The organism is Candidatus Nitrotoga sp. 1052 (genome assembly GCF_927312905.1).
Classification (GTDB): Bacteria; Pseudomonadota; Gammaproteobacteria; order Burkholderiales; family Gallionellaceae; genus Nitrotoga.
Genome location: NZ_CAKMHQ010000061.1, coordinates 1 through 25721 on the forward strand (window position 1 = coordinate 1; position 25721 = coordinate 25721).

The 25721-nt window shown below is 51.7% G+C and carries 24 protein-coding genes and 1 other RNA gene; 2 read left to right on the forward strand and 23 right to left on the reverse strand.

Translation table 11 applies throughout. From position 1 onward, the window contains the following. Positions 1-195 precede the first annotated feature (195 nt). Positions 196-597 (forward strand): hypothetical protein, encoded by a 402-nt coding sequence (locus tag MJ768_RS11995; protein ID WP_239292089.1) that lies wholly within the window; start codon positions 196-198, stop codon positions 595-597. Positions 598-1125: 528 nt separating this feature from the next. Here MJ768_RS11995 and MJ768_RS15190 read toward each other — a convergent pair. The 19 genes from MJ768_RS15190 to rnpB form a co-directional block, all read right to left on the reverse strand. Next, on the reverse strand, positions 1126-1260 hold the full coding sequence (locus MJ768_RS15190; protein WP_256449862.1) for a hypothetical protein: 135 nt from the start codon (positions 1258-1260) through the stop codon (positions 1126-1128). Between the two features lie 167 nt (positions 1261-1427). After that, a complete protein-coding gene (gene lpxC, locus MJ768_RS12000) occupies positions 1428-2339 on the reverse strand; it encodes a UDP-3-O-acyl-N-acetylglucosamine deacetylase (RefSeq protein WP_239292091.1) in 912 nt (303 codons plus the stop codon). A 264-nt stretch (positions 2340-2603) separates the two neighbouring features. Next, positions 2604-3761 (reverse strand): cell division protein FtsZ, encoded by a 1158-nt coding sequence (ftsZ, locus tag MJ768_RS12005; protein ID WP_239292093.1) that lies wholly within the window; start codon positions 3759-3761, stop codon positions 2604-2606. 79 nt (positions 3762-3840) lie between these two features. Further along, positions 3841-5076, reverse strand: coding sequence for a cell division protein FtsA (ftsA, locus tag MJ768_RS12010; RefSeq protein ID WP_239292095.1), 1236 nt, complete (start codon positions 5074-5076; stop codon positions 3841-3843). Between the two features lie 94 nt (positions 5077-5170). Beyond that, positions 5171-5971: a cell division protein FtsQ/DivIB gene (locus tag MJ768_RS12015; protein ID WP_239292096.1), complete on the reverse strand. Its 801-nt coding sequence runs from the start codon at positions 5969-5971 to the stop codon at positions 5171-5173. Further along, positions 5961-6908, reverse strand: a complete 948-nt coding sequence (locus tag MJ768_RS12020) for a D-alanine--D-alanine ligase (protein ID WP_239292097.1) — start codon at positions 6906-6908, stop codon at positions 5961-5963. The genes MJ768_RS12015 and MJ768_RS12020 overlap by 11 nt, the downstream gene beginning before the upstream one ends. Beyond that, positions 6901-7884: a UDP-N-acetylmuramate dehydrogenase gene (gene murB / locus MJ768_RS12025; protein ID WP_239292098.1), complete on the reverse strand. Its 984-nt coding sequence runs from the start codon at positions 7882-7884 to the stop codon at positions 6901-6903. The genes MJ768_RS12020 and murB overlap by 8 nt, the downstream gene beginning before the upstream one ends. Continuing rightward, positions 7881-9299, reverse strand: a complete 1419-nt coding sequence (murC, locus tag MJ768_RS12030) for a UDP-N-acetylmuramate--L-alanine ligase (RefSeq protein ID WP_239292099.1) — start codon at positions 9297-9299, stop codon at positions 7881-7883. The genes murB and murC overlap by 4 nt, the downstream gene beginning before the upstream one ends. Next, positions 9296-10357, reverse strand: coding sequence for an undecaprenyldiphospho-muramoylpentapeptide beta-N-acetylglucosaminyltransferase (gene murG, locus MJ768_RS12035; protein WP_239292100.1), 1062 nt, complete (start codon positions 10355-10357; stop codon positions 9296-9298). Before murG ends, murC begins: the two co-directional genes overlap by 4 nt. Next, positions 10354-11517, reverse strand: a complete 1164-nt coding sequence (gene ftsW / locus MJ768_RS12040; protein WP_239292101.1) for a putative lipid II flippase FtsW — start codon at positions 11515-11517, stop codon at positions 10354-10356. Before ftsW ends, murG begins: the two co-directional genes overlap by 4 nt. After that, positions 11499-12896: a UDP-N-acetylmuramoyl-L-alanine--D-glutamate ligase gene (murD, locus tag MJ768_RS12045; protein ID WP_239292128.1), complete on the reverse strand. Its 1398-nt coding sequence runs from the start codon at positions 12894-12896 to the stop codon at positions 11499-11501. Before murD ends, ftsW begins: the two co-directional genes overlap by 19 nt. Then, positions 12896-13981: a phospho-N-acetylmuramoyl-pentapeptide-transferase gene (mraY, locus tag MJ768_RS12050; RefSeq protein ID WP_239292102.1), complete on the reverse strand. Its 1086-nt coding sequence runs from the start codon at positions 13979-13981 to the stop codon at positions 12896-12898. Before mraY ends, murD begins: the two co-directional genes overlap by 1 nt. After that, positions 13971-15431, reverse strand: a complete 1461-nt coding sequence (locus MJ768_RS12055) for a UDP-N-acetylmuramoyl-tripeptide--D-alanyl-D-alanine ligase (RefSeq protein WP_239292103.1) — start codon at positions 15429-15431, stop codon at positions 13971-13973. The genes mraY and MJ768_RS12055 overlap by 11 nt, the downstream gene beginning before the upstream one ends. Beyond that, positions 15428-16960, reverse strand: a complete 1533-nt coding sequence (locus MJ768_RS12060) for a UDP-N-acetylmuramoyl-L-alanyl-D-glutamate--2,6-diaminopimelate ligase (RefSeq protein ID WP_239292104.1) — start codon at positions 16958-16960, stop codon at positions 15428-15430. The genes MJ768_RS12055 and MJ768_RS12060 overlap by 4 nt, the downstream gene beginning before the upstream one ends. Next, entirely contained in the window at positions 16957-18690 is a 1734-nt protein-coding gene (locus MJ768_RS12065) for a peptidoglycan D,D-transpeptidase FtsI family protein (RefSeq protein WP_239292105.1), read from the reverse strand. The genes MJ768_RS12060 and MJ768_RS12065 overlap by 4 nt, the downstream gene beginning before the upstream one ends. Continuing rightward, positions 18687-18977 carry a cell division protein FtsL gene (gene ftsL / locus MJ768_RS12070; RefSeq protein WP_239292106.1) on the reverse strand — a complete coding sequence of 97 codons (291 nt, stop codon included), beginning with the start codon at positions 18975-18977 and terminating at the stop codon, positions 18687-18689. The genes MJ768_RS12065 and ftsL overlap by 4 nt, the downstream gene beginning before the upstream one ends. Further along, positions 18970-19899 carry a 16S rRNA (cytosine(1402)-N(4))-methyltransferase RsmH gene (gene rsmH / locus MJ768_RS12075; RefSeq protein WP_239292129.1) on the reverse strand — a complete coding sequence of 310 codons (930 nt, stop codon included), beginning with the start codon at positions 19897-19899 and terminating at the stop codon, positions 18970-18972. The genes ftsL and rsmH overlap by 8 nt, the downstream gene beginning before the upstream one ends. 26 nt (positions 19900-19925) lie before the next feature. After that, complete coding sequence (gene mraZ / locus MJ768_RS12080; protein ID WP_239292108.1) at positions 19926-20372, reverse strand: division/cell wall cluster transcriptional repressor MraZ; 447 nt, start codon at positions 20370-20372, stop codon at positions 19926-19928. 391 nt (positions 20373-20763) lie between these two features. After that, positions 20764-21116, reverse strand: an RNA gene (rnpB, locus tag MJ768_RS12085) — RNase P RNA component class A. Positions 21117-21626: 510 nt separating this feature from the next. Here rnpB and MJ768_RS12090 point away from each other — a divergent pair. Then, positions 21627-22034: a tetratricopeptide repeat protein gene (locus MJ768_RS12090; protein WP_239292110.1), complete on the forward strand. Its 408-nt coding sequence runs from the start codon at positions 21627-21629 to the stop codon at positions 22032-22034. A gap of 76 nt (positions 22035-22110) precedes the next feature. On the opposite strand, the gene MJ768_RS12095 is transcribed toward MJ768_RS12090, so the two are convergent. The 4 genes from MJ768_RS12095 to MJ768_RS12110 are packed head-to-tail and all read right to left on the reverse strand — an operon-like array spanning position 22111 to position 25714. Continuing rightward, on the reverse strand, positions 22111-22839 hold the full coding sequence (locus tag MJ768_RS12095) for an ABC transporter ATP-binding protein (protein ID WP_239292111.1): 729 nt from the start codon (positions 22837-22839) through the stop codon (positions 22111-22113). 37 nt (positions 22840-22876) lie between these two features. Beyond that, the gene (locus MJ768_RS12100) at positions 22877-23695 is read right to left on the reverse strand and encodes an ABC transporter ATP-binding protein (RefSeq protein WP_239292112.1); all 819 of its coding nucleotides are present in this window, start codon (positions 23693-23695) and stop codon (positions 22877-22879) included. A 14-nt stretch (positions 23696-23709) separates the two neighbouring features. Then, the gene (locus MJ768_RS12105; RefSeq protein ID WP_239292130.1) at positions 23710-24744 is read right to left on the reverse strand and encodes an ABC transporter permease subunit; all 1035 of its coding nucleotides are present in this window, start codon (positions 24742-24744) and stop codon (positions 23710-23712) included. A 46-nt stretch (positions 24745-24790) separates the two neighbouring features. Then, the gene (locus tag MJ768_RS12110) at positions 24791-25714 is read right to left on the reverse strand and encodes a branched-chain amino acid ABC transporter permease (protein WP_239292113.1); all 924 of its coding nucleotides are present in this window, start codon (positions 25712-25714) and stop codon (positions 24791-24793) included. Between the last annotated feature and the right edge of the window lie 7 nt (positions 25715-25721).

Consider the following 25721-nt stretch of genomic DNA (forward strand, 5'->3'; position numbering starts at 1 on the left):
GCAGCACCGTAGCAAAGAAATCAGGAAAACCGGACATTTCTATTTAGCGTTGACAGTATTTCTCACAACCAGCATTGCGTGCCTGACTTAGGCACAATATAATACTTACATAGATTATTAGCGGTTCAATTCTGGACATTCAACTAAATGTTAAAGATTAAACTATTAATTCGACTAATCCGACCGTAGGAAAAAATGTCAAACGAAAAACCTTTAAGACCAATAGCTTCGGTTCGCACATACCCTACCGATGCAAATAATGTAATTTGTCTTGCATTAACAGATACTAATGGCGCTGAAACTGAATTTATCATCAATCCAGAAGGATTGAATGCTCTTATATATCCAGTTCTTGGACTTGCTTCGAAATGGGCAAAAGAATCGGATTTAAAAGTAAAATCTTGGTCTGGTCCTAAAAATGCGCTTCCCGCACAGCATATAGAATTAGCCATTGGCCGAACCGCTACTGAGTGCGCTGTACGGGTTTTTATGGGTGAGGTTGAACTTACATTTATCATTCCTCTCGACGACGTGCTTAAGGCTGCTGGAAAGTTTATGCAACATCTCGATAAAGATTCTGAAAGTTCAATACATTGAGCTTTGTAACTCCTGATCTTCCATGTTGAGTGTCGGTCTAATTTCATCTAGATCTACACTTTCTCCTCTCAGAAACAAATATTACTCTGATTCGATATGCGCTCGTGGCCTTGCCGTAGGGTAACGCTAACTTGCTTGGCGCTTCTTCTGGCCACCATTTGTTCATCCGCTAGGCTGCAGAGGTGCTTGAGATAATTGTGCAAGCCCCCATTAATCGGACCAGGAGGTCTAGTCGGCCTTTTTTCGGGAACAGGCTCACAAATTGTTTCACTGCCCCATCCAAGTTAATCTGGCTCGCACAGTTTGTGCAGGTCAAGGCACTGATTTAGTTTTTGATCCGGCCTCGGCCGAAACATGTCTTCTTGGAAAATTTGCTCAAATTACGTGGTTTTATTTTGCAAAAAACTTATATTCGACAGACTGGATTCATGCAAATTCCACATTACTTGATTACCCATTAAAACAGATAAATACGTCATTTTTATGGGTTGTTCAGAGACGGATAATAATCAATGCAAAAGATATGTCCTAAACAAAAATGCGCCAACCTATCAAAACATAACGCTCCAATAAAAACAGCACGACAAATATCAATAACATGAAAATCACGAAGCGCACTATCTGCCAGGCTAGATTTAGATAGCGGCGATTGCGGGTAATCATATACGCTCCGCCGGAAAAGACAATGAAAAGAGCGGCTAGGACGAGCAGCAGACGCAAAATGAGCAAAGTGTTTACCCTTACAGTTGATTAGGTGAATTTAACTCCGCCTAATCCTTATTCCGATCTCGTAGGAGATGGGTTGGGGAGAGAGGTTGCCTGATGAAGAATCAGGCAGTCTGCAATTGTAAGCGCAGGAATGCCGGCGCTTCCTCAGTCTTGTTGAAAGTCACAAACTCCCACGCTTGTTCATCAGCAAGCAAGGTGCGTAGCAAGGCATTGTTCAGAGCATGGCCGGACTTATAACCAGAGAAAGCGCCGATCAGCGGATGCCCGAGCAAATATAGGTCGCCAATAGCATCTAGAATTTTGTGTTTGACAAACTCGTCCTCAAAGCGCAGCCCATCTGGGTTGATGACGCGGTATTCATCCATCACGATGGCATTGTCCAAGTTACCGCCCAGCGCCAATCCTTGAGCTCGCATATTCTCAACGTCATGCATGAAGCCGAAGGTGCGTGCACGGCTTACTTCCTTGATGTAAGAATGTTCCCCTAGATCTATCGTCACATGCTGCTTGGTTGTGGCAAACACAGGATGGGAAAAATTAATAGTAAAGTTAAGTTTGTAGCCGTTGAATGGTTCGAAGCGCACCCATTTGTCACCATCCTTGATCTCTATGACTTTTTTTATGCGGATGAATTTCTTTGCCGCAGATTGTTCGATGATGCCTGCAGATTGCAAAAGGAAAATAAATGTTCCAGCGCTCCCATCCATAATCGGCACTTCTGCGCTAGTTAAGTCAACAAAAGCATTGTCCACGCCAAGCCCGGCAAAAGCGGACATTAGGTGTTCAATAGTGGCTATACGCGTGCCGTTTACTTCCAGGCAGGTGGACAAGCGGGTATCATGTACCGCATGCGCTTCAGCGCGGATCACCACCACCGGCACAACATCCACCCGGCGGAATACGATGCCGCTGTTTGCCGGTGCAGGAGACAAGGTAAGATTAACCCGCTCACCAGTATGCAGCCCTACCCCAGTAGCTTGCACCGAATTTTTTAATGTGCGTTGGTTAACCATGTTGCTTCTAAGAGTTTATAAATAATTTTTAATTTTAACATAGTTCATTCTGGCACCGGTTTATACCGGTGTTTTGCAGGAACCTCTAAACAAATCGCGCGCATATTGCGGCGTGTCAATTCCATGCGCAGTTGAATTGCGCAGGGAAATTACCGCAAGGTGAGCACCGTTCATTGATGCAAATCTTCTGTCCGCCACCCTGCCTTTGTGTATCCTGACTGCAACGTCTAAAAAGGATGGGATGTTCGCGCTCCCAGAACGGTATTAATCTGCTTGCTTGCGCAGAAAGGACGGAATGTCCAGTGTGTCAACACCGGACTGCTTCATCGCCTCGACTGCTTCGCGGTGACGGCCATTACGTATTACTGCAGGCATTTCAAGCTCTTTATAATTGACCGCGAAGATTGGTTCGTTATGCGTGCCTGTGCGTTGCCCATAAACAAGTTCCGGCTTAGTTTGCTTGCGTTCTAGCGGCGAGCCCAAGCCAGTTGCCACAATGGTCACTCGCAGTTCGTCACCCATGCTCTCATCGAACACAGAGCCAACTATTACGGTGGCTTCTTCAATGGCAAACTGCACACTGTTGGTAATTTCCCTGAATTCTCTCAGAGTGAGTTTGCTACTGGAGCTGATATTTATCAGTACACCGCGCGCGCCTGCTAAATTCACGTCCTCCAGCAAAGGGCTGGACATGGCGCGTTCTGCCGCAACTTTAGCGCGATCAGATCCAGAAGCAGTAGCCGATCCCATCATCGCCATACCGTTTTCAGACATAAGGGTACGCACATCGGCAAAGTCCACATTCATCAGGCCGGGTACATTAATTACTTCTGCAATGCCCGCCACCGCGCCCTGTAACACGCTATTGGAGGCGCTGAATGCATCCAGTAAACTAGTGTCTTCGCCCAGCACGGCCATCAGCTTTTCATTTGGCACGATGATGAGTGAGTCCACAGACTCACACAGTGCTTCGATGCCAGCTTGTGCCAAACGCATGCGCTTGCCTTCGTGAAGAAATGGTTTGGTCACTACAGCCACGGTGAGGATGTCCATTTCCTTGGCTATCTGGGCTACTACGGGTGCCGCGCCGGTGCCTGTGCCGCCACCCATTCCCGCAGTGATAAATATCATATTGGCACCTTGGATCAAATCGGCAATGCGCTCGCGATCTTCCTCGGCAGCGGCTCGTCCAACGTCCGGAATTGCCCCCGCACCTAATCCCTTGGTAATAGTGGCACCTATCTGTAACTGAGTGCGCGCTTTGTTGCGATTGAGTGCTTGGGCATCGGTATTAATGACGATGAACTCTACACCCTGTACGCCTTTCTCAATCATATGGTCCACTGCATTGCCGCCGCAGCCGCCCACGCCTATAACCTTAATTACCGCGTCCTGAAGTTGTACATTCTCGATTTCAAACATTATTTTCTCCCTGTTGTTTACAATTTAAACTCAAACACTTAATAATCCGCTTCGTTGTGCTCAGCTAGAAATTATTCCGCTAAAAATTTCCTTTGAACCATGCTTTCATGCTGCTCAGCACCTCGCTGAAAGAATTCGAACGCTGACGCGCAGCCTGATTGTGCTGGTATTGCTCCAATCCATAGAGCAGCAAGCCAACACCTGTGGAAAAACGGGGTGTTTTCACCACATCAGACAGTCCCCCTATATAGCGCGGCAATCCTAAACGAACCGGCATATGGAATATTTCCTCACCCAGTTCCACCATGCCCTGCATGGCGCTGCTGCCACCAGTGATGACGATGCCCGAGGACAGCAAATTTTCGAATCCGCTGCGGCGCAGCTCAGCCTGCACCAGCATATACAGCTCCTCCACGCGTGGCTCAATGACCTCTGCTAAGGTTTGCCGCGACAACATACGTATACCTCGCTCACCGACTCCAGGGACACCGATCGGACCGTCGTCAGCGAGCTGGCGCAAAGCGCAGCCATATTTGATCTTGATGTCTTCCGCATCCGTAGTCGGGGTGCGCAAAGCCATTGCGATATCATTAGTAATTTGGTCGCCTGCAATTGGAATTACGGCGGTATGACGAATCGCGCCACCAGTAAAAATCGCCACATCGGTAGTACCGCCGCCGATGTCCACTAAACACACGCCCAAATCTCTTTCGTCGTCCGACAGTACCGCTTTGCTTGATGCCAGCGGTTGCAGGATCATCTCCCGCACCTCCAGCCCGCAGCGGTGCACGCACTTCATGATGTTCTGTGCCGCCGCTACCGCACCAGTAACGATATGCACCTCGACCTCAAGGCGCATACCGCTCATACCCAGCGGCTTCTTGATATTCCCTTGCCCATCAATGCTGAATTCCTGTTCCAAAATGTGCAATATCTGCTGGTCGCTAGGCAAGCTTAGCGAGCTGGCGGTTTCAACCGCTCGGTCGATGTCAGCCTGCGCAACTTCCCGATCTTTAATCTTGACCATGCCATTGGCATTGGAACTTTTAATATGGCTGCCCGCGATGCCCGTGTAGACCTCACGAATCTTGCAGTCGGCCATTAATTCGGCATCACCCAGCGCACGCTGAATCGCCGCCACTGTCGCATCAATATTGACCACCATGCCCTTCTTCATGCCGGAGGATTCGTGCATTCCTACGCCGATTACTTCCATGGTTCCTTCCGACTTGACCTCGGCGACGATAGTGACAATCTTGGAAGTGCCGATGTCCAGCCCTACAATCAAGTTCTTGTTTTCCCTGCCATTACTCATTGAATTTCTCCACTGCCTTAACTTTTTGCGTTGTATGGACGATGCATGTACTAAAATATGTGTTTCATCATGAGATAAATCCTCTATGGAATTTTTAGCTTCGCCCTATATCGGTTTTTTTCGCGACCATGCCCAGACCGTTTGCTGTACCCGACAGGTAAGCAGCGAAGCCATTGCGATAACGCAAATCCACATACTCTATCCTGCGTTGCAGTCCATTTGGATGCGGAGCTTTTCTCGCATGAAAAAATTCGTAATTTTGTTGCATGGGCATCAGGCTGTATGGGTACACCGCCACAAAGCGCGCCAAGCGCTGCTTTGACTGCTCCCGCCCCAATTCCAGCAGCATGCCGTTGTTCAGGCGTAACCGCCATGAACGGCGCGGTGACAAGCTGATTTCTGTAATTTCCTGCTTAAGCGGTGCAAGCTGCTCAGTTAATGCGGCATACATCTGGGTCACTTCGGCTGCGCTATCGGGCTGCCCGATGAATTTCGGCAATAGCTTGTCCGTCTCAGCCGAGAACACCTCGCCGTGGGTGCTCACCAACCCTGCGTCGTTCCAATGCGCCAGCGCTACATGCTCTTCCAAGCTTATTTCCAGCCGCCATGGGAAATGGCGCCGCATACTTACTTTACGCACCCAGGGGATGCTCTCGAAAGCTCGCCGCGTACGTTCCAGATCGACAGTGAAAAAATTACCGTGCAATTCATTGCGCACCATTGCCTCAATCTGAGCAGGAACCACCTGACGCGGCGCAGCAGTAAAAGATACGACGCGAAGCGCAAACACTGGCAAGTGCAACGCATAGTGCAATGCGCCATATAAAACCAGTACGAAGCAAACGCCGAACAGCACGCTGGAAATCATGCGTAACAACTCCGGCTTATCCCACATGGGTCAACTCCAGTATGGTTAACACCAGTTGTTCGAAACTCATTCCGGCCTGACGTGCCGCCATTGGCACCAAGCTGTGGTCGGTCATGCCGGGCACGGTATTGATCTCCAGCAAATAAGGCTGTCCAGCCTCATCCATCAAAAAATCCACACGCCCCCAGCCGGCGCCTCCTATCAGTGCAAAGCCTTGTAGTGCCAGGCGTTGCATCTCGGCTTCTTTTTCTTGCGACAAACCAGAGGGGCACAGATAGCGCGTATCGTTGCGTAAGTACTTTGCCTCATAGTCGTAAAATTCATTGGCTGGTTCTATCTTAATTACTGGCAGTGCCTGCTCACCAAGGATGGCAACCGTGTATTCGCCCCCGCTAATGAATGCCTCCGCAATTACCAATTTGTCATGTTTCGCCGCTTCTGCATATGCAGCCTGCATTTCACTGGCCTTTTTCACTTTACTGATGCCCACACTAGAACCTTCATTGGCTGGCTTGATGAATAGCGGCAACCCCAGCCGTTTCACTATCGCATCCAAATCGCTGGCTGCATCGAGCATCTCATAAGCCGGAATAGGCAGTCCTGCAGCCTGCCACACCAGTTTGCTGCGCCACTTGTCCATGGCTAGCGCTGAAGCCAATACCCCGCTACCGGTATAGGGTATGTTCATCAATTCAAGTGCGCCTTGCATCGTGCCGTCCTCGCCAAAGCGTCCGTGCAGCGCAATGAAGGCGCGTTGAAAACCACCCTCCAGCAGCTTATGCAAATCCTGTTCGGCAGGATCAAATGGCTGGGCATCAACCCCACTTTTTAGTAGCGCGGTCAGTACTGCTGCTCCGCTCTTGAGCGAGATTTCGCGCTCGGCGGAGCGCCCGCCATATAAGACCGCAACTTTTCCATGTTGTGCAGGAGGCAGAGAGCGTGGGAAAAGGTATTGGTTATTCATGATTTCTTGCGTACTCGCCTATGATTCGCACTTCCGGATGCAGGCAAATACCGGTCTTGTGCTGCACGCTTGCCTGCACCTCGCTAATCAGATTTTCAATGTCTGCCGCCGTGGCTCCGCCCACATTCACGATAAAGTTGGCGTGCTGTTCCGACACTCGCGCACCGCCGATCTGCAAGTTTTTCAACCCGCACTGCTCGATCAGACGTGCCGCATAATCATTCGGCGGATTGCGGAACACCGAGCCGGCATTCGGCAGGTTTAAGGGCTGGGAGGCAATACGCTTGGATAGCAGCGCCTTAATCTCGCGGCGGGCGACTTCGCCGTCACCAGCTGGCAAGCGCAGTCTCGCGCCCACGAAAAATTCCTCTTGGTGAAAAGGCAAGGAATTAGGGATGCGGGCGTCGTCGTGCTCAAGATATATACCCTTCTTTCGCAACGCAACATGCCGATATCCAATCTCATAATCATCCGGCTCACGTTCCAATAGTTTCCCGCTACGCATTATCGTCTGCGCATTTGCTACCACATTCCAAGTTTCGCTACCGTAGCAGCCAGCGTTCATTGCCAACATTCCGCCCAGTGTGCCGGGTATTCCGGCGAAGAATTCCGCACCCTTCAGATTATGCTTCGCAGCGAAGCGGGCCAGCTTGGCACCGGATACACCAGCCTGCACATAGATCGATCCATCCGCTTCGATACGCATTTCGGTGAGCGCCGCATGTAATAGCAGCACCGTGCCGCGTAGACCGCCATCACGCACCAACAGGTTGCTTCCCAATCCCACCGCGACTACCGGCTCATCTGCTGGCAAGGTTCGCAGGAAAACAATCAAGTCGGCCAGATCAGTGGGTTGATAGACTCTCTCAGCATAGCCACCAGCACGCCAACTGGTGTGCTGGCACATAGGGACATTGCTGCGTAGCGTTCCGCGCAACTTTTCGGTAATAAAATGGGCTGGTTCGATCATGTTCATTTTGGAGATGCGCCAATATTTGTGGCTATATTTTTTAGCATGCTCGCTACACCACCGATTGAACCCGCTCCCATGGTTACGATCACATCACCAGCTTGTGCCATGTTCAGAATGGCCTGCGGCATACCTTGAATTTGTTCCACGAATAGCACCTTGCTTTGCCCGGCTACACGTAACGCGTGAGTCAGTGCGCGCCCGTCTGCTGCTACGATGGGCGCCTCGCCTGCGGCATATACTTCGGCCAGCAGTAGCACATCCACCCCGCTTAACACCTTGACGAAATCTTCAAATAAGTCACGCGTACGCGTGTAGCGATGGGGCTGAAACGCCAGCACTAAACGCCGCCCCGGAAATGCCCCGCGCACAGCATTTATTGTCGCCAGTATTTCGATGGGATGATGGCCGTAATCATCGATCAGGGTAAAGGTGCCGCTATCCGCCAGTGGAATCTCGCCATAGCGCTGAAAACGTCGACCAACGCCCTCGAATTCACCCAGCGCGCTAACGATGGCATCATCTGCTACTCCGACTTCCAGCCCCACGGCGATTGCTGCCAGCGCATTCTGTACGTTATGCTGTCCGGGCAGATTGAGTATGATATCCAGGTCGCGCGGCTGTCCGTTTTGTCGGCATAGTGCGGTAAATCGCATCTTGCCATCTTGATGGCGTACATTCACCGCACGGATTTGCGCGTCTTCGGCAAAACCGTAAGTGGTAACTGGCTTGCTAATACTGGGCAGAATGTCGCGTATGTTGGCATCATCCGCGCACACCATGACCATGCCATAGAATGGCAAGTGTTCGACGAAATCCACGAATGCCTGCTTCAGCTTCGAGAAATCATGCTCGTATGTTTCCATGTGATCGGCATCTATGTTGGTAATCACAGCCAAGATGGGTTGCAGGTACAAAAACGAAGCATCCGATTCATCGGCTTCCACTACGATAAATTCGCCAGTTCCCAGCTTGGCGTTGGTGCCGCTACTGTTAAGCTTCCCGCCAATGACAAAGGTCGGATCAAAACCACCTTTGGCTAACACGCTTGCGATCAGGCTGGTGGTGGTTGTCTTGCCATGTGTGCCGGCCACGGCGATTCCCTGGCGTAAACGCATCAGTTCTGCCAGCATCATTGCGCGCGGCACCACTGGAATATTGCGCGTGCGCGCGGCTACTATTTCCGGGTTGTCTGAATTCACTGCGGAAGACACTACTACTGCATTGGCATTCGCCGAATGACTACCGTCATGTCCCAAATACACCGTCGCGCCGAGTTGTTTCATACGCTGTGTGATCGCATTGTCAGCTATGTCAGAACCACTCACCTGATAGCCTAAATTGAGCAATACTTCAGCTATTCCGCTCATGCCGGAGCCACCTATGCCAACAAAGTGGATGTGTTTAACTTTATGTTTCATCCAGCCAACTCCATGCATACTTGTGCAACACACCGTGTTGCTTCCGGTTTGGCCAGTTTGCGCGCGCTTTGCGCCATGCTCAGAGCGCGTTCTCTAGTGATTCCCTGTAATAAATTGGCCAAGGGCTGCGGTTTCAATTCGGTCTGCGATAGCAGGGCGGCCGCGCCGCGCTCGCTGAGAAAGCGCGCATTACCAGTCTGGTGATCATCCACCGCGAACGGAAATGGCACCAGTATGCTGGCCACGCCAGCTGCTGCCAGTTCGGCGATAGTCAAGGCTCCAGCGCGACAAATCACTATGTCCGCCCAGGCATAGTGCTGCGCCATATCATCCAGAAATGGCTGAGACTCGGCTTTTACTGCCGCCTGCTGGTAGGCGGTGCGCACTGCCTCCAAATGCTGCTTGCCAGTTTGATGTAACACATTGTGGCGCGTAGCCTGTGGCAATAATGCCAATGCCATCGGCACGCATTCGTTGATTGCCTTCGCACCCAAACTGCCACCCAGCACTAATAGGTTAAGCACTCCGCTTCGTGCGGCGTAGCGGATATGCGGCTCGGGAAGCATGGTGATACTGTCGCGTACTGGATTGCCGCACCATTCAGCTGCTGGCAGTACGTGCGGAAAACCGCTCAGCACTCTTGCGGCCAATCGCGCCAGAACTTTGTTGCTCAGTCCGGCAATGGAATTTTGTTCGTGAATCAACAATGGACGGCGCATCAATGCAGCCATGATTCCGCCAGGGATGGTGATGTAACCTCCCATCCCCAGCACCACGTCGGGACGATGACGCAACAATGCAGCACCGCTCTGCCCCAGTGCCAGCAGCAGATTTAGTGGCAGCATCAATTTGCGCAACAGTCCCTTTCCGCGCAGACCGGAGAACCGCACATTAGCCATTTCATAGCCATGTTGGGGCACCAACTCTGCTTCCATGCTTCTGGGCGCGCCCAGCCAAATGATGCGCCAGCCTTTCGAGCGCAGGTAGTCAGCCACAGCCAAAGCTGGGAAGATGTGGCCACCCGTTCCACCTGCCATGACCAGGATCTTACGCATCATATTGGCAGACCTCTCAATATGCGTCTGTTTTCCCAATCGATGCGGAGTAGCAGTGCTGCCGCAATACAACTCACTACCACGCTGCTGCCGCCAAAACTAAGAAAGGGCAGAGTTAACCCCTTGGTGGGCAATACTCCCGTGTTTACGCCAATATTTATCATCGCTTGCACGCCCAGCCACACGGCAATACCTTGTGCCACCAGCGCGGCAAATTGGCGATCGAGATTGGCGGCTTGACGGCCGATGGCGAAGGCGCGAATGATCAACCCGGCAAATAACAGGATAACCATGCATACACCAACGAAGCCAAGCTCTTCAGCAATTACCGCGAGTAGAAAATCTGTATGTGCTTCGGGCAAGTAGAATAATTTTTGCAAACTCCCGCCAAGTCCCACGCCGAGCCACTCGCCGCGACCAAATGCGATCAGCGCATGACTTAACTGGTATCCCTTGCCATAAGGGTCAGACCATGGATCCATGAAGCCGACTACGCGCTGCATGCGATAGGGCGATGAGAAAATAAGAGATGCAAATGCGATAGGCAGGGCAATCACCAATCCGGCGAACACCTTGATATTAAATCCGCCAAGAAACAGAATACACATCGCGACAATACAAATCACCACGAAAGAACCCATATCCGGCTCTAGCAATAACAAGCCTCCGACCAGCGCCATCACCGCAAACATTGGCAGAAATGCTTGGCCCCAGTGATCTTTGAGCAAACCTTTACGCACTGTGTAATCAGCTGCATACAGCACGGCAAATAATTTTATGAGTTCAGATGGTTGGAGATTAATGACGAACAGTGAAAGCCAGCGGCGGCTGCCATTCACTTCGCGCCCGATGCCGGGGATAAGCACTAGAATGAGTAGTGCCACGCCAAACAGAAACAGGTAGGGTGCTAGCCTCTGCCAGTTCTCTAGCGATACTTGGAACGTCATTACACCAGCCACGATACCTACTAAAATATACAGGCCATGCCGTACCAAATAATACGCAGGCTGAAAGCCAGTGGACTTGCTTGCTTCGGCAGTGGCGATAGAAGCCGAATATACCATTACCAGTCCGAACGCCAGCAACGCGATGGTTATCCACGACAGAATCTCGTCGTACTCCACCAATGCATGGTGGCGGCTGGTCAGGCTTGCGGCGAACATGCCACATCCCCTTGTAAAGCATGCACCGCAGCGTTAAATACTTCAGCACGATGGCTGTAATTACGGAACATATCAAAGCTGGCGCAGGCTGGCGATAACAGCACTGCGTCACCCGGCTGTGCCAGAGAGGCACTCTGACGTACTGCATCGACCATATTTTGTGCATGAACCACAGGCACGCCGCAATTCTGCAGCACCGCTGCAATCTTGTCAGCATCGCGTCCGATGAGCACTACAGCGCGCGCATACTGCATTACTATCGGATAGAGCGGCGCAAAATCCTGTCCTTTGCCCTCTCCGCCCGCAATCAACACGGCAGGCCGTCTTAAACCCTGTAGCGCCGCTATGGTAGCGCCGACATTAGTCCCTTTGGAGTCGTCGTAATAAATGATGTCGTTGATTTCCGCGATTGGCTGCACGCGATGCGGCAAACCCTCGAAAGCGCGTAGCGCATTCCGTAACGGTGTCAGCGGTAAACCCACAGCATGGCACAAGGCAAGGGCAGCCAATGCATTGGCCACATTATGTAGCCCCGCCACCCGCAGCTCATTGGCATTCATCACACGCCGCTGGCCATGCATTAGCCATACATCCTCGCCGCTGCTATCTATGCCCCAGTCACTATTGGTGGGAGGCGGGGTATTCAATCCAAATGTATTGAGTATGCGTCCAGATAACGCCATGCCAGCACTGAATTCATCATCGCGATTGAGCACTTGCACGCTTCTCTGTCCATTGTTACGGAAGATGCGCGCCTTGGCGGCTATATATTCGTTTATGTCGGAATAACGATCGAGATGGTCTTCGCTGATGTTGAGTACCGTTGCTGCATCCGCACTGAGTGAGGATGTGGTTTCCAACTGAAAGCTGGAAAGTTCAAGCACCCAAACATCCGGATGCTGTCCTTGGCGCTGTAATAGCACATCCAGCACTGCAGGTGAAATGTTGCCAGCCACTTCCGTGTCCAAACCTGCTGCACGGCACATCGCACCGACCATGTTGGTTACCGTGGACTTACCATTGGCACCGGTGATGGCAATAATTTTCGGCCGCCGGTCTTGCGGCAATGATCGCGCAAATAATTCAATATCTCCCATTATTGGAATGCCACGTGCCGCCGCCTGCACTACGAATTGGTTATTCAATGGTATGCCGGGACTGATGGCGATCAAGTCGATATCATTGAGCAATTCGCTGCGAAACACACCGCAGTGCAATTCCGTCTCGGGAAACTGCGTGCGCAATTCATCCATAGATGGAGGAAGATCACGACTGTCGGCAGCGCGCACCCGCGCACTCTGCGCACTAAGCCAACGCACAAGCGACAGCCCGGTCTCGCCAAGACCAAGCACCAGGACCGATTTGTTTGTCAAATTCATCATCGTAATTTCAGCGTTGTCAATCCGATTAATACCAACATCATCGAAATAATCCAAAACCGAACAACCACTTGATTTTCTTTCCAGCCTTTCAATTCATAATGATGATGGAGCGGCGCCATGCGAAAGATACGCTTGCCAGTAAGCTTGAAAGAAGCCACCTGGATGACCACTGACAGCGTTTCCAGTACGAACACTCCGCCCATGATAAGTAGGACGATTTCCTGGCGCACGATCACCGCTACCGTGCCAAGTGCAGCGCCCAGCGCCAGCGCACCTACGTCCCCCATGAACACTTCTGCCGGATAAGCGTTAAACCACAAGAAAGCTAACCCCGCGCCCGCAATTGCGCCGCAGAACACCGCCAATTCGCTCGCGCCAGGAACATGTGGCATGCCAAGATACTTGGCGAATACTGCATGGCCCGCAACATAAGCGAAGATCGCCAGCGCACTGCTGATCATCACCGTGGGCATGATTGCCAAGCCGTCCAGACCATCGGTCAAATTTACTGCGTTACTGGTGCCAACGATAACCAGGTAGGCCAGCAGAATGAAAGTGAATGCTGCTAGCGGAAATACCAGATGCTTGAAGAAAGGCACGATAAGTTCGGTATGCGCAGGCAGGCTGGCGTGCTGCCACAGGTACGCCGCCACGATCACCGCAATGATGGATTGCCAGAATATCTTGGCTTTGGCAGATAACCCCTTGGGGTTGTGATGTACCACTTTGCGATAGTCATCGACCCAGCCGATAGCGCCGAAACTCAATGTGGTGAGCAAAACCACCCATACATATTTATTGCTTAGATCGGCCCACAATAACGTGGTGATGGCTATCGAGGTGAGAATTAACGCGCCACCCATTGTCGGCGTGCCAGCTTTTATCAGATGTGTCTGCGGACCGTCATCCCGTACCGCTTGGCCTATTTTATAGGCGGTCAGCTTGCGTATCATCATCGGCCCGACCAGGAAGGAAATGGACAACGCAGTCATCGCTGCCAGCACGGCGCGCAGTGTGATGTAATTGAATACGCTGAATGCACTGATATATTGCGATAACCATTGCGCGAATTTAAGTAACATTTTTGTTTCTTTCGGCCGGTCGATTAAGAGGATTGGAAATCTTGTGAAGCTTGTGCATGGACTCTTCTTGGTTTCTTTCCTCTCTTACCTTATTTGTTCCAGTGCAGTGCTGCACTACCCGCTCCATACGCATGAAGCGCGAGCCCTTCACTAATATCGTGCTATCAGCATCCAAATTCTTGTCCAGCTCAACTAATAAATCCTCAATACGATCAAAGTGGCGAGCGCCTGAGCCGAACTCATGTACCGCATGAAGTGTCAATTTGCCCAGTGCCAATAGCTGGTTCACTCCCAAACGGCGGGCTTCTGCGCCAATTTCGCCATGCAGGCGTGCGGCGTCCTCCCCTAGTTCTCCCATGTCGCCTAGTACCAGGATCTTTTTACCGGCGCTCTGCGCCAATACCTCGAGCGCGGCGTGCAGTGAGGCCGGATTGGCGTTGTAACTGTCATCTATCAGCGTCGCACCATGCAGCGCAGCTTTACGCTGCAAACGAGCGACCACGCCTGAAAAATTTTCCAGCCCTGCTACAATCGCTGGCAAGGGTACGTGCACGGCCAACGCTGCAGCAGTAGCGGCCAGCGCGTTGCGGACGTTATGCTCTCCCGGTACTTGCAACTGTGCACTGAAGCTACCCTGCGGCATGCTCACTTCGATTTGTACGCCATAGCCCTTTACCTGCCATTGCGCATGTACCACCACATTTTTTCCCAGACCGAATTCAATAATCGAATGGCCGTCTGCCAACTCGCGCCATAGTGGTGCATAAGCGTCATCGGCATTAATGACCGCAGTGCCTTGAGGCGACAACCCTGTGAAAACTTCTCCTTTAGCGCGTGCCACTGCGTCCACCGAACCTAGTCCGGCCAAGTGCGCGCTGCCCGCGTTGTTGACGATAGCGACATCCGGCCGTGCCAGCCGGGTCAGGTATTCAATTTCTCCCGTATGGTTCATACCCATCTCGATTACCGCATAGCGATGCACGGCCCTCAGCTTAAGCAAGGTAAGTGGCACACCAATGTCATTGTTGAGATTTCCAAGTGTTGCTAACACTGCGCCATCATCACCCGTTGCCGCGCGCAATATGCTTGCCAACATTTCCTTCACCGTGGTCTTGCCATTGCTGCCGGTCACTGCTATCACGGGAATGTTGAACTGCGCACGCCAATGAGCTGCCAGACGACCTAATGCCAGGCGCGTATCTTCAACCAGCAGCAATGGACACGGTGACTCAACGCCCCGATAACTTGTGGTTTTTACCAAGGCAGCGACTGCGCCGCTTTGAGTAGCACTGTCAACAAATGCGGCGCCGTCGTAATTTTCCCCCTGCAACGCTACAAATAGATCGCCTGCATTAATCGTTCGACTATCGCTGGACACGGAGGTAAACAACACATCGTGGCCGACAAGCTCGCAGCCCAACACCTGCGCGGCCTGCGATAGCAGCATCATGCCCGCCCCTCATCGCGCCAAGCCAACAACGCGCGCTGTGCGACCTCGGCGTCGCTGAACGGATATTTCACACCCCTGATTTCCTGGTATGACTCGTGCCCTTTACCGGCAATCAATACGATATCCGTCGCATGCGCGCTGAGTACTGCTTGTGCGATGGCCGAGGCGCGATCTTCGATGATTTGGTATGTGCCGTTCGTTTTCCTTGTTCCAGATGTAATGCCGGATACAATGGCTGCGATAATGTCGAGCGGCGCTTCACTGCGCGGGTTGTCGCTGGTAATAATAGAGACGTCTGCCAATTTGGCCGCGATAGCCCCCATCATCGGGCGTTTGCCGCGGTCGCGGTCGCCGCCACAACCGAACACACAAATCAGTTTGCCGCCGGAAGTCCCAACTAGTTCACGACCGACCACTTCACGTACGGCCTGCAACACTTTTTCCAGTGCATCCGGGGTATGTGCATAATCCACCACCACAGTGGGGCGATCGCCGCCATCACCAAAAGTCTGCATGCGTCCGGGCACCGCACTGATACGGGACAATTCGTGCAGCGCATTGCTTAACGTCACTCCGCTCACCAGCAACACCGCCATAACGCCCAACAGATTGGCAACATTAAAGCGTCCGATCAGTGTGCTATGCAGCTCACCACCGCCCCAGCTGGAATGTATTTGCAGGCTGAACCCATGCGCATCCATGCGTAATGCGCCACCGTAAACCATGCGTAAACCGAGGCGCTCGGCCAGGGCCAAGGCGGCATCGTTTAGACCATAGCCCACCACTTCCACTCCTTTGTCCTGCAGTTGCTCGGCAATCTCGGCACCAAATGCATCATCCAGGTTGAGTACAACGTATTTAAGCTGTTGCCAATCGAATAAGCGGCGCTTGGCCGCCGCATAGCTATGCATGTCGCCGTGATAATCGAGATGGTCTCGGCTGAGGTTGGTAAGCAACGCTACATCGAATTGCACCCCATTCACGCGCCCCTGTTCCAAAGCATGAGAGGACACTTCCATAGCCACAGCCTGCGCGCCCTGCGCCAGATAATCGGCTAACAATTCATGCAGGCGGATGGCATCGGGTGTGGTGTTCAGGGTGGGCTGCAAAGCAGGGTGGAAGCCGTTGCCCAAGGTCCCGATCAGCGCGGTTTTTTTGCCCAGCGCGCAAAATGATTGCGCAATCCAGTGGCAGCATGATGTCTTACCGTTGGTGCCGGTGATACCGACTACCCACATTTTTTGTGAGGGGCTGCCATAGACGTGGTCAGCAATCTCTCCGGCATGATGGCGCAGATCGGCGACTGCCAAATTGGGGAGCCGCCATGCTTCGTTCCAGCTAAAGCCGTGCGCTTCCCAGATCACTGCATTGGCGCCATTTGCGAGAGCTTGCTTAATGAATTGACGTCCATCTGCGTTGCTGCCGGGGTACGCGATGAATGTATCGCCTGGCGCAACCGCGCGGCTATCCGTCTCTAGCCGTGTGACCGTTACACCGAGGGAGGCAATGAGGTCGGAATGGAAGCTCACACTTCCTCCTTCACGATATCGACAGATGGCGGCATTAATACATTTCCGAGCCGTGTATCGTTAGGCACGTTGAGCAGGCGCAGCGCTGCGCCCATTACATTACTAAATACGGGTGCTGCGACCAACCCGCCGTAATACTGACCGTTGTTCGGCTCGTTGATCATCACTGCCACGATCAGTCGTGGGCTGGACGCGGGTGCCAATCCGACAAAAGAAGAAATATAACGATTGATGTAGCGCCCACCATCTAGTTTGTGCGCAGTACCAGTCTTGCCCGCTACGCGGTAGCCATTGATCTGTGCCAACGGCGCGGTGCCACCTGGCAGAGTCGCCAGTTCCAGCATAGCGAGTATTTCGCGCGCAGTGGCATCCGAATAGACTCTCTTGCCGCTCACAGGTGCATCCAGCTTAAGCCATGACACTGGCTTCAATTCTCCATTGTTTGCAAATATTGTATAAGCGCGTGCCAGTTGCAACAGGCTGACGGAAATGCCGTGGCCATAGGAAAGGGTGGCCTGCTCAATGGGCCGCCACTTCTTGTAATCGCGTAATTTACCTGCCGCCTCACCGGGGAAGCCACTGCCGGCCTGCGTACCAAAACCGCTTTCGTTCAGGCTTTGCCAGATTGCTTCTGGCGGCAACGATAGCGCAATTTTAGCCGCGCCTACATTACTGGATTTCTGAATCACTTGTGCCACTGTGAGTGCTTCTTCGGGATGGGTGTCATGAATCTTGTGTCCACCGACTAGCATTACTCCATTCTCGGTATTGATAATGGTTTGTGGCGTCACGTTACCCGTCTCCAGCGCCGCTGCCACGGTGAACGGCTTGAGCGTGGAGCCCGGTTCGAATAAGTCAGTTACAGCATGGTTGCGTAGCACCTGAAGGTTGGGCTTGACGCGATTATTAGGGTTGTAACTTGGCCAATTGGCCAGCGCCAATACTTCGCCGCTATGAGCATCCAGCACTACAACGGAGCCGGCTTTGGCGTTATGTTGTTCGACCGCCAGCTTTATTTCTCGGTACGCCAAATATTGAATTTTGCTGTCTATACTCAGCACCAGGTTGCTGCCCGGCTTGGGCGTGCGAATGCTGGCGACGTCTTCGACAATATGGCCCTTGCGATCCTTGATTACGCGTTGGCTACCCGCTTTGCCACCGAGCTGATTCTGTAATGCCAGCTCCAGTCCTTCCTGACCGTTGTCGTCCACGTCAGTGAAACCGAGCAGGTGCGCCGTTATCCCCCCGCCTGGGTAATAGCGGCGATACTCACGTCGTAGCGAAACACCGGGCATGCCCAGTTTTACGATTTTTTCCGCTTGTTCGGGTGGTAATTGGCGCTGGAGATAAACAAAATCACGTGTAGTGTCGAATAAACGACTCTTCACTTCCTTTATATCCATGCCCATGATTCGCGCTAACTGATTCACTTGTTGTGGTGTCGCTTCCACATCCTGCGGGCTAACCCAAATGGATTCCACTGGCGTACTGATGGCGAGCGGTTCCCCATTGCGGTCGGAAATCATGCCGCGGTGCGCGCTAATGTCTATGACACGGCTGGAACGTGCATTCCCTTTCTGTTGCAGGAAATTATTGTGGATGCTTTGCAAATACACTGCGCGTACGATCAATGCACCCATGCCAAATAGCAACAGCACAAATAACAGTCGAGAACGCCACGGCGGTAATGTTGCAAGCTTTGCGGCCTGTATATTGCTGGAATAATTCATGGTTGTGTTAAAGCTGCATTCAGCTCTTCAGCACGGATAAATTGGATCTGTCGGCCTTTCGGTAGCTGCATTTGCAGCTTGTCGACAGCGATTTTCTCCACCCGCGCTGGCATCGCCCAGGTACTCTGCTCAAGCTGTAATTGTCCCCATTCCACTTCCATCTGCTGCGCGCGGTCCTTTTCCTTTTGTAATTCCGCAAACAATTTGCGCGCTTTGTTTTGTGAGGTCACAACACTCAGCGCGCAAACGATCACCATAAGTAAGAGCAATAGATGCACCTTAGTCATGCGCCTCTCCTGCACGTTCAGCTACGCGCATCACCGCACTGCGCGCCCGAGGGTTCGTTGCCACCTCCTGCGAGGTGGCGTGAATTGCTTTGCCAATCAGACGCAGCCTACCTTTTGGTATATCTGCAGCGCGAATCGGCAAATTTCGCGGCAACTTATCGCCCTGCGCCATGTCGCGCAGAAAATGCTTTACCATGCGGTCTTCCAGCGAATGGAAACTGATGACCACGATACGTCCCCCTGGCCTTAGGCAATCCACACATTGCGGGAGAATCCGCGCAATTTCTTCGAGTTCTTGGTTGAGATAAATCCGTATAGCTTGAAAGGTACGTGTCGCCGGATTTTTCCCGGGCTCACGTGTACGCACGGCCTGAGCAACAATTTCGCTGAGCTGACGCGTAGTGGTAATAGGTTTCTCTTGGCGTGCAGCAACAAGCGCTCTTGCAATCTGTGTAGCAAACCGTTCCTCGCCATAGTCACGTATCACCTCTCCAAGCAAACTTTCATCTACGGTGGCCAGCCATTCCGCTGCGGTTTGTCCGCTGCTGGTGTCCATACGCATGTCCAGCGGCGCGTCGAAACGGAAGCTGAAGCCGCGTTGCTCATCATCCAGTTGCGGCGAAGACACCCCCAAATCGAGCAATACCCCGTCCACTTTTTCAACCGCCAGTTTGCCCAACAACTCGGTCAAGCGCGCGAATCCGCTGTGCACCATGACAAAACGTGGATCAGTAATCGCCTGCCCCGCAGCTACTGCCGCAGGATCCTTATCCAACGCAATCAAACGACCCATCGCGCCCAACTTTTGCAGTATCAGCTGACTGTGTCCACCGCGCCCGAACGTGCCGTCTACATAGACACCATCCGGTTTAATCTGCAATGCCTCAATGGCCTCGTGCAATAAAACTGTTTGATGCAACAATCTGGGCGTGTGAGATAAGCAACCACTCACAACGTGAATCCCTCCAGTTCCGGGGGAAGCTCGCCATGGGCAAACGACAACGCCATTTCCTGCTGCGCTGTCCACTTAGCCTCATCCCACAATTCAAGTTTATTGCCTTGGCCAATCAGCATTACGCGCTTATCCAGCATCGCATAGCTGCGCAAGGCAGGAGAAATCAGTATGCGTCCCGCTGCATCCATTTCGACATCTTCGGCGTAACCAATCAGGCGGCGCTGTAGCGCGCGTATGCGCGGATTAAGAGAGGACAGCTTTAGCAGCTTGTCTCGTATCGGTTGCCATTCGGGCTGCGGATAACACAGCAAGCAACCATCCGCATCAGCAGTTAACACTAACTGACTGGCGAAATGTGCAAGCAAGATATCACGATGCCGAGCCGGTATCGCGAGCCTGCCTTTGCTATCCAGACTGAGTTGTGCAGCTCCCTGAAACATTATCGCAACCCTGTACTTGCTTGCCCACAAAAACCCACTTTTTCCCACTCTGCTTCACTATATTGAAAAAAGTAGGCTGGGTCAAGCAATAAAATAAGATTTTTCTTTGCGCGACAAGCAGTTAGAGCTGAAAGTTGGTGTTGTATTAATTTCTTTAAAAAAGAATGGATTGCATAAAAAGGCTAATGCTGTTTATGATATTTATGCGGCTTGCGGAGGGAAGAGCGTGATGCTGTTAAGTCTGCGGAATTGTATAAGGTATTTGAGGTTGTTTTTGTTTCATTCAAATGAAAGCAAAAACTTGGTAGAAGCGTTTTTTTGGCAACGATAGTTTTTATGACAGCTTATATTAAAGCCGTTTCCAACATAATCTTGGATATATATCGAAATTAAGTGAAGCCAGCCGATAAGCCGGGTTCTGTCGTGGACAGTCATTCCTCTAGGCGTTTCGTTACCTGACGCTCAAGCGACCCACCCGCAGGCGACGCGAGCCACGTCATTACCTGCCTATTTGGTCTTGCTCCAGATGGAGTTTACCGTGCCGTCCGTGTTACCACGTCCGCGGTGGGCTCTTACCCCGCCGTTTCACCATCGCCGTTTCCTTGCGGAACTTAGGCAGACTATTCTCTGTGGCACTCTTCATCACCTCACGGTGTCCGGCCATTAACCGGCATCTTGCTCTATGGAGCCCGGACTTTCCTCCCCGCCCTTGCTTGCGGACGCGGCGACTGTCTAGCCAGCTTCGCGGTAAGTTTACCACGGTATAGAAATTCGTCTCGGGAAATAGACCAGGTGAGCCGTACTGGTTTCAGCAACGCAAATTACAACACGCTGTATTGTATGCTAAATAAATAACTGTTTTGCGGCAAATGCTTTGGATAGTGAGTGAGCATATATCCAAACCGCTTCAAAACCCGTTCGATGAGTCCGTAATGCTCCGCCTTGGATACATCGAGCGCAACATCAAGTGTTCCTGCCAAGAACGCTTGTACCTGCGCCACCGTTTTGAAATGGTTAATTTTTGATGAAATCAAATAAAAATTTAATATAAAATGTTAAAAACCAATCTTGAACTACTCATGCCACAATGTTCTTACTGTTATTACAAAATAATTGTTTGATCCAAAAAAATTTTTGAGCAAACAATGAAGTTGGAATTATGAAAGATAAAAAATGAAGGGTGGCAAACTGTAAATTGGCCAGAACCTTTTGCCCCGAAACAAAGAACTCATATTGCACTATCCAGGAGAAACCATGAATTCAGTAAACTTTTATGTCAACGCTTGGTTTGCCCAAGGCGTATCCTATGACAATCTTAAAAAATACGAGGAGGCAATTGAGGCATATCGGCAAGCACTGCGTCTTCAACCAGACTATGCCGATGCTTGGTATAACTTGGGCATCACTTACGGCAATCTGAAAAAATACGGTCTGGCGATTCTGGCATATGAGGAAGCGGTGCGTATTGAGCCAGAGAAAGCCAGTGCTTGGTTTAACCTGGGCGTAGCTTATTATTTTCAAGACAAGCGGGAAAAGGTGCGGGAAATTTACCAGACTTTGCGCAAGCTTGATTTGGCTATGGCGGATGAGTATTCGAACGCTGTATTTACTGAATTCAAGATAAATCCTGGTTCACATTACAGTCCACCGCCTGACATTTGAATATGCTGTACCAACACTTTGTGGGGATACCATTCTCCGCATCGTTGCAGTACCAATAGGCAATCTGTTAAAAAAGCTAACTGCCCAGATAGGCGCGGCGCACCACAGCGCTTCCCAGAAGATTGACAGCGCTGTCGGATAATGTAATCAGCCCGCTTTCCAGCACATAGCCGCGGTGCGCCACTTCGAGGGCAAGCTTGGCGTTTTGTTCAACCAGCAGAATTGAAACGCCCTGAGCGGAAATGTTGCGGATGGTTTCAAAAATTTTGACCACCATCATCGGTGCCAGTCCCATGCTGGGTTCATCCAGCATCAATAGTTTGGGGCGGCTCATCAACGCGCGCCCCAGCGCCATCATCTGTTGTTCGCCGCCGGACAACGTGCCGGCCAGTTGCATATGGCGCTCGGCCAAGCGCGGAAACAACTGGTAGACGTGCTGCATATCCTGCGCAATGGAGGATTTGTCGTTGCGGCAATATGCACCCATCTGCAAATTTTCTTCCACCGTTAGCCGCGCGAATACGCCACGTCCCTCAGGCACTAATACTAATCCTTCTTGTATAAGTTGATGTGCGGCATGGTGTTGCAAAGATATGCCGCGGTAATGTATTTTGCCTGCAGATGGTTGTAGCAAGCCGGCTAACGCCTTAAGCGTTGTGGTCTTACCGGCGCCGTTGCTACCGATGAGTGCGACCAGTTCGCCCGGTGCTACGTCGAGATCTATGCCTTTTAGTGCCTGGATGCCGCCGTAAGCTACTTTCAGATCGCGTACCTGCAGCAGTGATCTTGATTTAGATGCAATCATGGTTTCGTTATGCTAACAATATGCAGCGTCTATTTTATTATGATTGGATTCCTGCCTGCGCGGGAATAATGGGTTCTGTTCCCAAATAAGCCGTGATCACTGCCGGATTGCATCGAATTTTTTCCGGCACGTCCTCGGCGATTTTTTTGCCGTAATCGAGAACTGCCACGCGGTCGCACAGGCCAAGAATAAATTTTACATCATGCTCGATGAGCAGCACTGTAATGCCGCTAGCGCGTATGGATAGTAATAATTCCTTCAGGCTTTCAGTTTCGGTAGCATTCATGCCTGCCGCTGGTTCATCTAGCGCAAGCAATTTTGGATCAGTAGCCAGCGCACGGGCAATCTCCAGCCTACGTTGTTCGCCGTAGGATAGATTTTTGGCCAAAGTTTGGTGCGGGCGGTTTATTCCTACATAGCTCAGTAAGGCACGTGCATGCTGCACGATTGCATGTTCTTCGGCGCGTGCTGTAGCGTTGCGAGTCAATGCGCCCCAGATGCCGCTGCTGGTACGCAGGTGACGACCGACCATGACGTTTTCTAGTGCTGTCATATTTGCGAACAAGCGGATGTTCTGGAAGGTGCGCGCAATTCCTGCTTGCGCTAACACATGCGGTTTGCAGCGGCCGCTATACTCAGTGTTGTTAAACGTGAAACGCCCACTATCCGCCTGATACAGTCCAGTCAAAATGTTGAAGAGTGTCGTTTTACCCGCACCATTTGGGCCGATCAAGCCATAGATATCACCACGCCGAATGTGTAGCGAAATATCGCTCAGCGCAGATAGGCCACCGAAGCGTTTGGCTACATGGGACAGTTCGAGTAAATTGACGTCGAATTCAATGGGTGTTGTCATGCACAAGTATCCTGTTACAGCTGAGCTGTATCATTTTCGGCAACCAGTTCGCGTCGGCGTTGGTTAGAGGGCCACAATCCGGAAGGTCGCCATAGCATGACCGTGATCAACGCTAGTCCGAATAACAACATGCGCAAGCTTTCCGGGTCGATAAGCGTCTTGCCGAACAGTAGTTGTTGTGCCGGCCCTGAACCGTGGCGCAAAGCTTCGGGCAATACTACTAGCAGGATGCCTCCTAACAGCACGCCGTTGATGTTGCCCATGCCACCTAGTACTACCATGCATAACACTGTGATGGATTCAGTTAGACTAAAACTTTCCGGGCTGACAAAACCTTGGAAACCAGCAAACAAGCCACCCGCCAAACCGCCGAAAGTTGCCCCCATGGCAAATGCCAGAAGTTTGATATTGCGAGTATTGATACCCATCGCTTCAGCTGCCACTTCGTCTTCGCGAATTGCCATCCAAGCGCGACCGATGCGTGAATCTTCCAAGCGCAGTGAAATAAAAATTACCAGTAATGTGAAGAGAAGGAACAGGTAGTAATGCAGATGCACAGAGGGAAAAGTGAGGCCGAACAACTCGTGCGTGTTGCCTAATGAGAATTCGCCGAAACGGATGGGATCTATCATGCTGATGCCTTGCGGGCCATTGGTGATGTTAATCGGCGCGTTCAGGTTGTTGAGGAAGATGCGAATGATTTCGCCAAATCCCAAGGTGACGATGGCAAGGTAGTCGCCGCGCAGGCGCAAAGTTGGCGCTCCCAGCAGCACGCCGAATATACAGGCCAGCAGTGCGCCCAGCGGCAGGACAACCCAAAATGGCAAATGCAAGCCTAATTGAGGCGAGCCGAGCAAGGCATAGCAATATGCGCCCACAGCAAAGAAGGCGATGTAACCAAGGTCGAGCAGGCCGGCATAACCGACTACGATATTCAACCCCAGCGCCAGCATGATGTATAGCAATGCGAAATCCATGATGCGTACCCAACCGCGCCCGAACAGTGCATCGGTAAAAAAGGGTAACGCCAGCAGCACAATGGCGAGCACGACAAACGCAATCCACGCGCCGCGCCTGTCCTTAGATGATAGATGTTTAAGCACGTTCCGCAACACGCTCTCCTAACAAGCCGGATGGACGGAAGATCAGTACGGAAATCAGCACAAAGAAGGCAAATACATCTTGATAATGACTACCGAAAAAGCCACCACTGAGATCACCAATATAACCAGCTCCTAAACTTTCAATTAACCCCAGCAGCAGACCGCCCACCATGGCCCCGCGCATGTTGCCGATGCCGCCTAGCACAGCGGCAGTGAATGCTTTGAGCCCCAGAATGGAACCCATGTAATAGTGTACGATGCCGTAGTTCGCACTGACCATGATACCTGCCACTGCGGCCAGCGCGGAACCCAGCATGAAAGTAATAGCAATCACACCGTTGATATTCACCCCCATCAGAACGGCAGCGGAGGGATTCTCCGCTACGGCGCGCATTGCGCGGCCAAGGCGAGTGCGATGCATCAACAGCAGCAGGCCCCCCATCATTCCCAGCGCTACGAATACAATAAGAAGCTGCACTTCTGTAATGATTGCACCAGACAGCATATGCGAGTTGTTTGGCAGTAAAGACGGAAAAGCATGGTATTCGCGCCCCCAGAACATCATCGCCAGATTTTGCAGCACAATGGACACGCCAATCGCAGTGATTAACGGGGCCAGACGTGGGGCGTTGCGCAATGGACGGTAGGCGATGCGCTCGATGCCATAACCTAACGTCATGCATACCACAATCGAAATTATCAGGCTGATCAGTAATATCAGCAGCGGCGGCAAGCCAGAACCGATGAGTAACTGGATCACTGACATCGCCACCATTGCCCCTACCATCACCACTTCGCCATGTGCGAAATTAATCAGACCTAGAATGCCGTACACCATGGTGTAACCCAAAGCAACCATGGCATACACGCTGCCTTGCACGAAGCCGTTGACGATTTGTTGTAGCAATGTGTCCAAAGGTTAC

Bases quoted from the DNA above. Each gene is read 5' to 3' on its own strand.
- MJ768_RS12020 (WP_239292097.1), bottom strand. From the start codon at position 6,908: ATGAATAACCAATACCTTTTCCCACGCTCTCTGCCTCCTGCACAACAT.
- MJ768_RS12065 (WP_239292105.1), bottom strand. From the start codon at position 18,690: ATGAATTATTCCAGCAATATACAGGCCGCAAAGCTTGCAACATTACCG.
- MJ768_RS12015 (WP_239292096.1), bottom strand. From the start codon at position 5,971: ATGTGGGATAAGCCGGAGTTGTTACGCATGATTTCCAGCGTGCTGTTC.
- MJ768_RS12090 (WP_239292110.1), top strand. From the start codon at position 21,627: ATGAATTCAGTAAACTTTTATGTCAACGCTTGGTTTGCCCAAGGCGTA.
- MJ768_RS12055 (WP_239292103.1), bottom strand. From the start codon at position 15,431: ATGATGCTGCTATCGCAGGCCGCGCAGGTGTTGGGCTGCGAGCTTGTC.
- lpxC (WP_239292091.1), bottom strand. From the start codon at position 2,339: ATGGTTAACCAACGCACATTAAAAAATTCGGTGCAAGCTACTGGGGTA.
- mraY (WP_239292102.1), bottom strand. From the start codon at position 13,981: ATGTTACTTAAATTCGCGCAATGGTTATCGCAATATATCAGTGCATTC.
- ftsW (WP_239292101.1), bottom strand. From the start codon at position 11,517: ATGTTCGCCGCAAGCCTGACCAGCCGCCACCATGCATTGGTGGAGTAC.
- MJ768_RS12100 (WP_239292112.1), bottom strand. From the start codon at position 23,695: ATGACAACACCCATTGAATTCGACGTCAATTTACTCGAACTGTCCCAT.
- murB (WP_239292098.1), bottom strand. From the start codon at position 7,884: ATGAACATGATCGAACCAGCCCATTTTATTACCGAAAAGTTGCGCGGA.
- MJ768_RS12095 (WP_239292111.1), bottom strand. From the start codon at position 22,839: ATGATTGCATCTAAATCAAGATCACTGCTGCAGGTACGCGATCTGAAA.
- ftsL (WP_239292106.1), bottom strand. From the start codon at position 18,977: ATGACTAAGGTGCATCTATTGCTCTTACTTATGGTGATCGTTTGCGCG.
- murG (WP_239292100.1), bottom strand. From the start codon at position 10,357: ATGATGCGTAAGATCCTGGTCATGGCAGGTGGAACGGGTGGCCACATC.
- MJ768_RS11995 (WP_239292089.1), top strand. From the start codon at position 196: ATGTCAAACGAAAAACCTTTAAGACCAATAGCTTCGGTTCGCACATAC.
- ftsZ (WP_239292093.1), bottom strand. From the start codon at position 3,761: ATGTTTGAAATCGAGAATGTACAACTTCAGGACGCGGTAATTAAGGTT.
- murC (WP_239292099.1), bottom strand. From the start codon at position 9,299: ATGAAACATAAAGTTAAACACATCCACTTTGTTGGCATAGGTGGCTCC.
- MJ768_RS15190 (WP_256449862.1), bottom strand. From the start codon at position 1,260: ATGATTACCCGCAATCGCCGCTATCTAAATCTAGCCTGGCAGATAGTG.
- murD (WP_239292128.1), bottom strand. From the start codon at position 12,896: ATGAATTTGACAAACAAATCGGTCCTGGTGCTTGGTCTTGGCGAGACC.
- ftsA (WP_239292095.1), bottom strand. From the start codon at position 5,076: ATGAGTAATGGCAGGGAAAACAAGAACTTGATTGTAGGGCTGGACATC.
- mraZ (WP_239292108.1), bottom strand. From the start codon at position 20,372: ATGTTTCAGGGAGCTGCACAACTCAGTCTGGATAGCAAAGGCAGGCTC.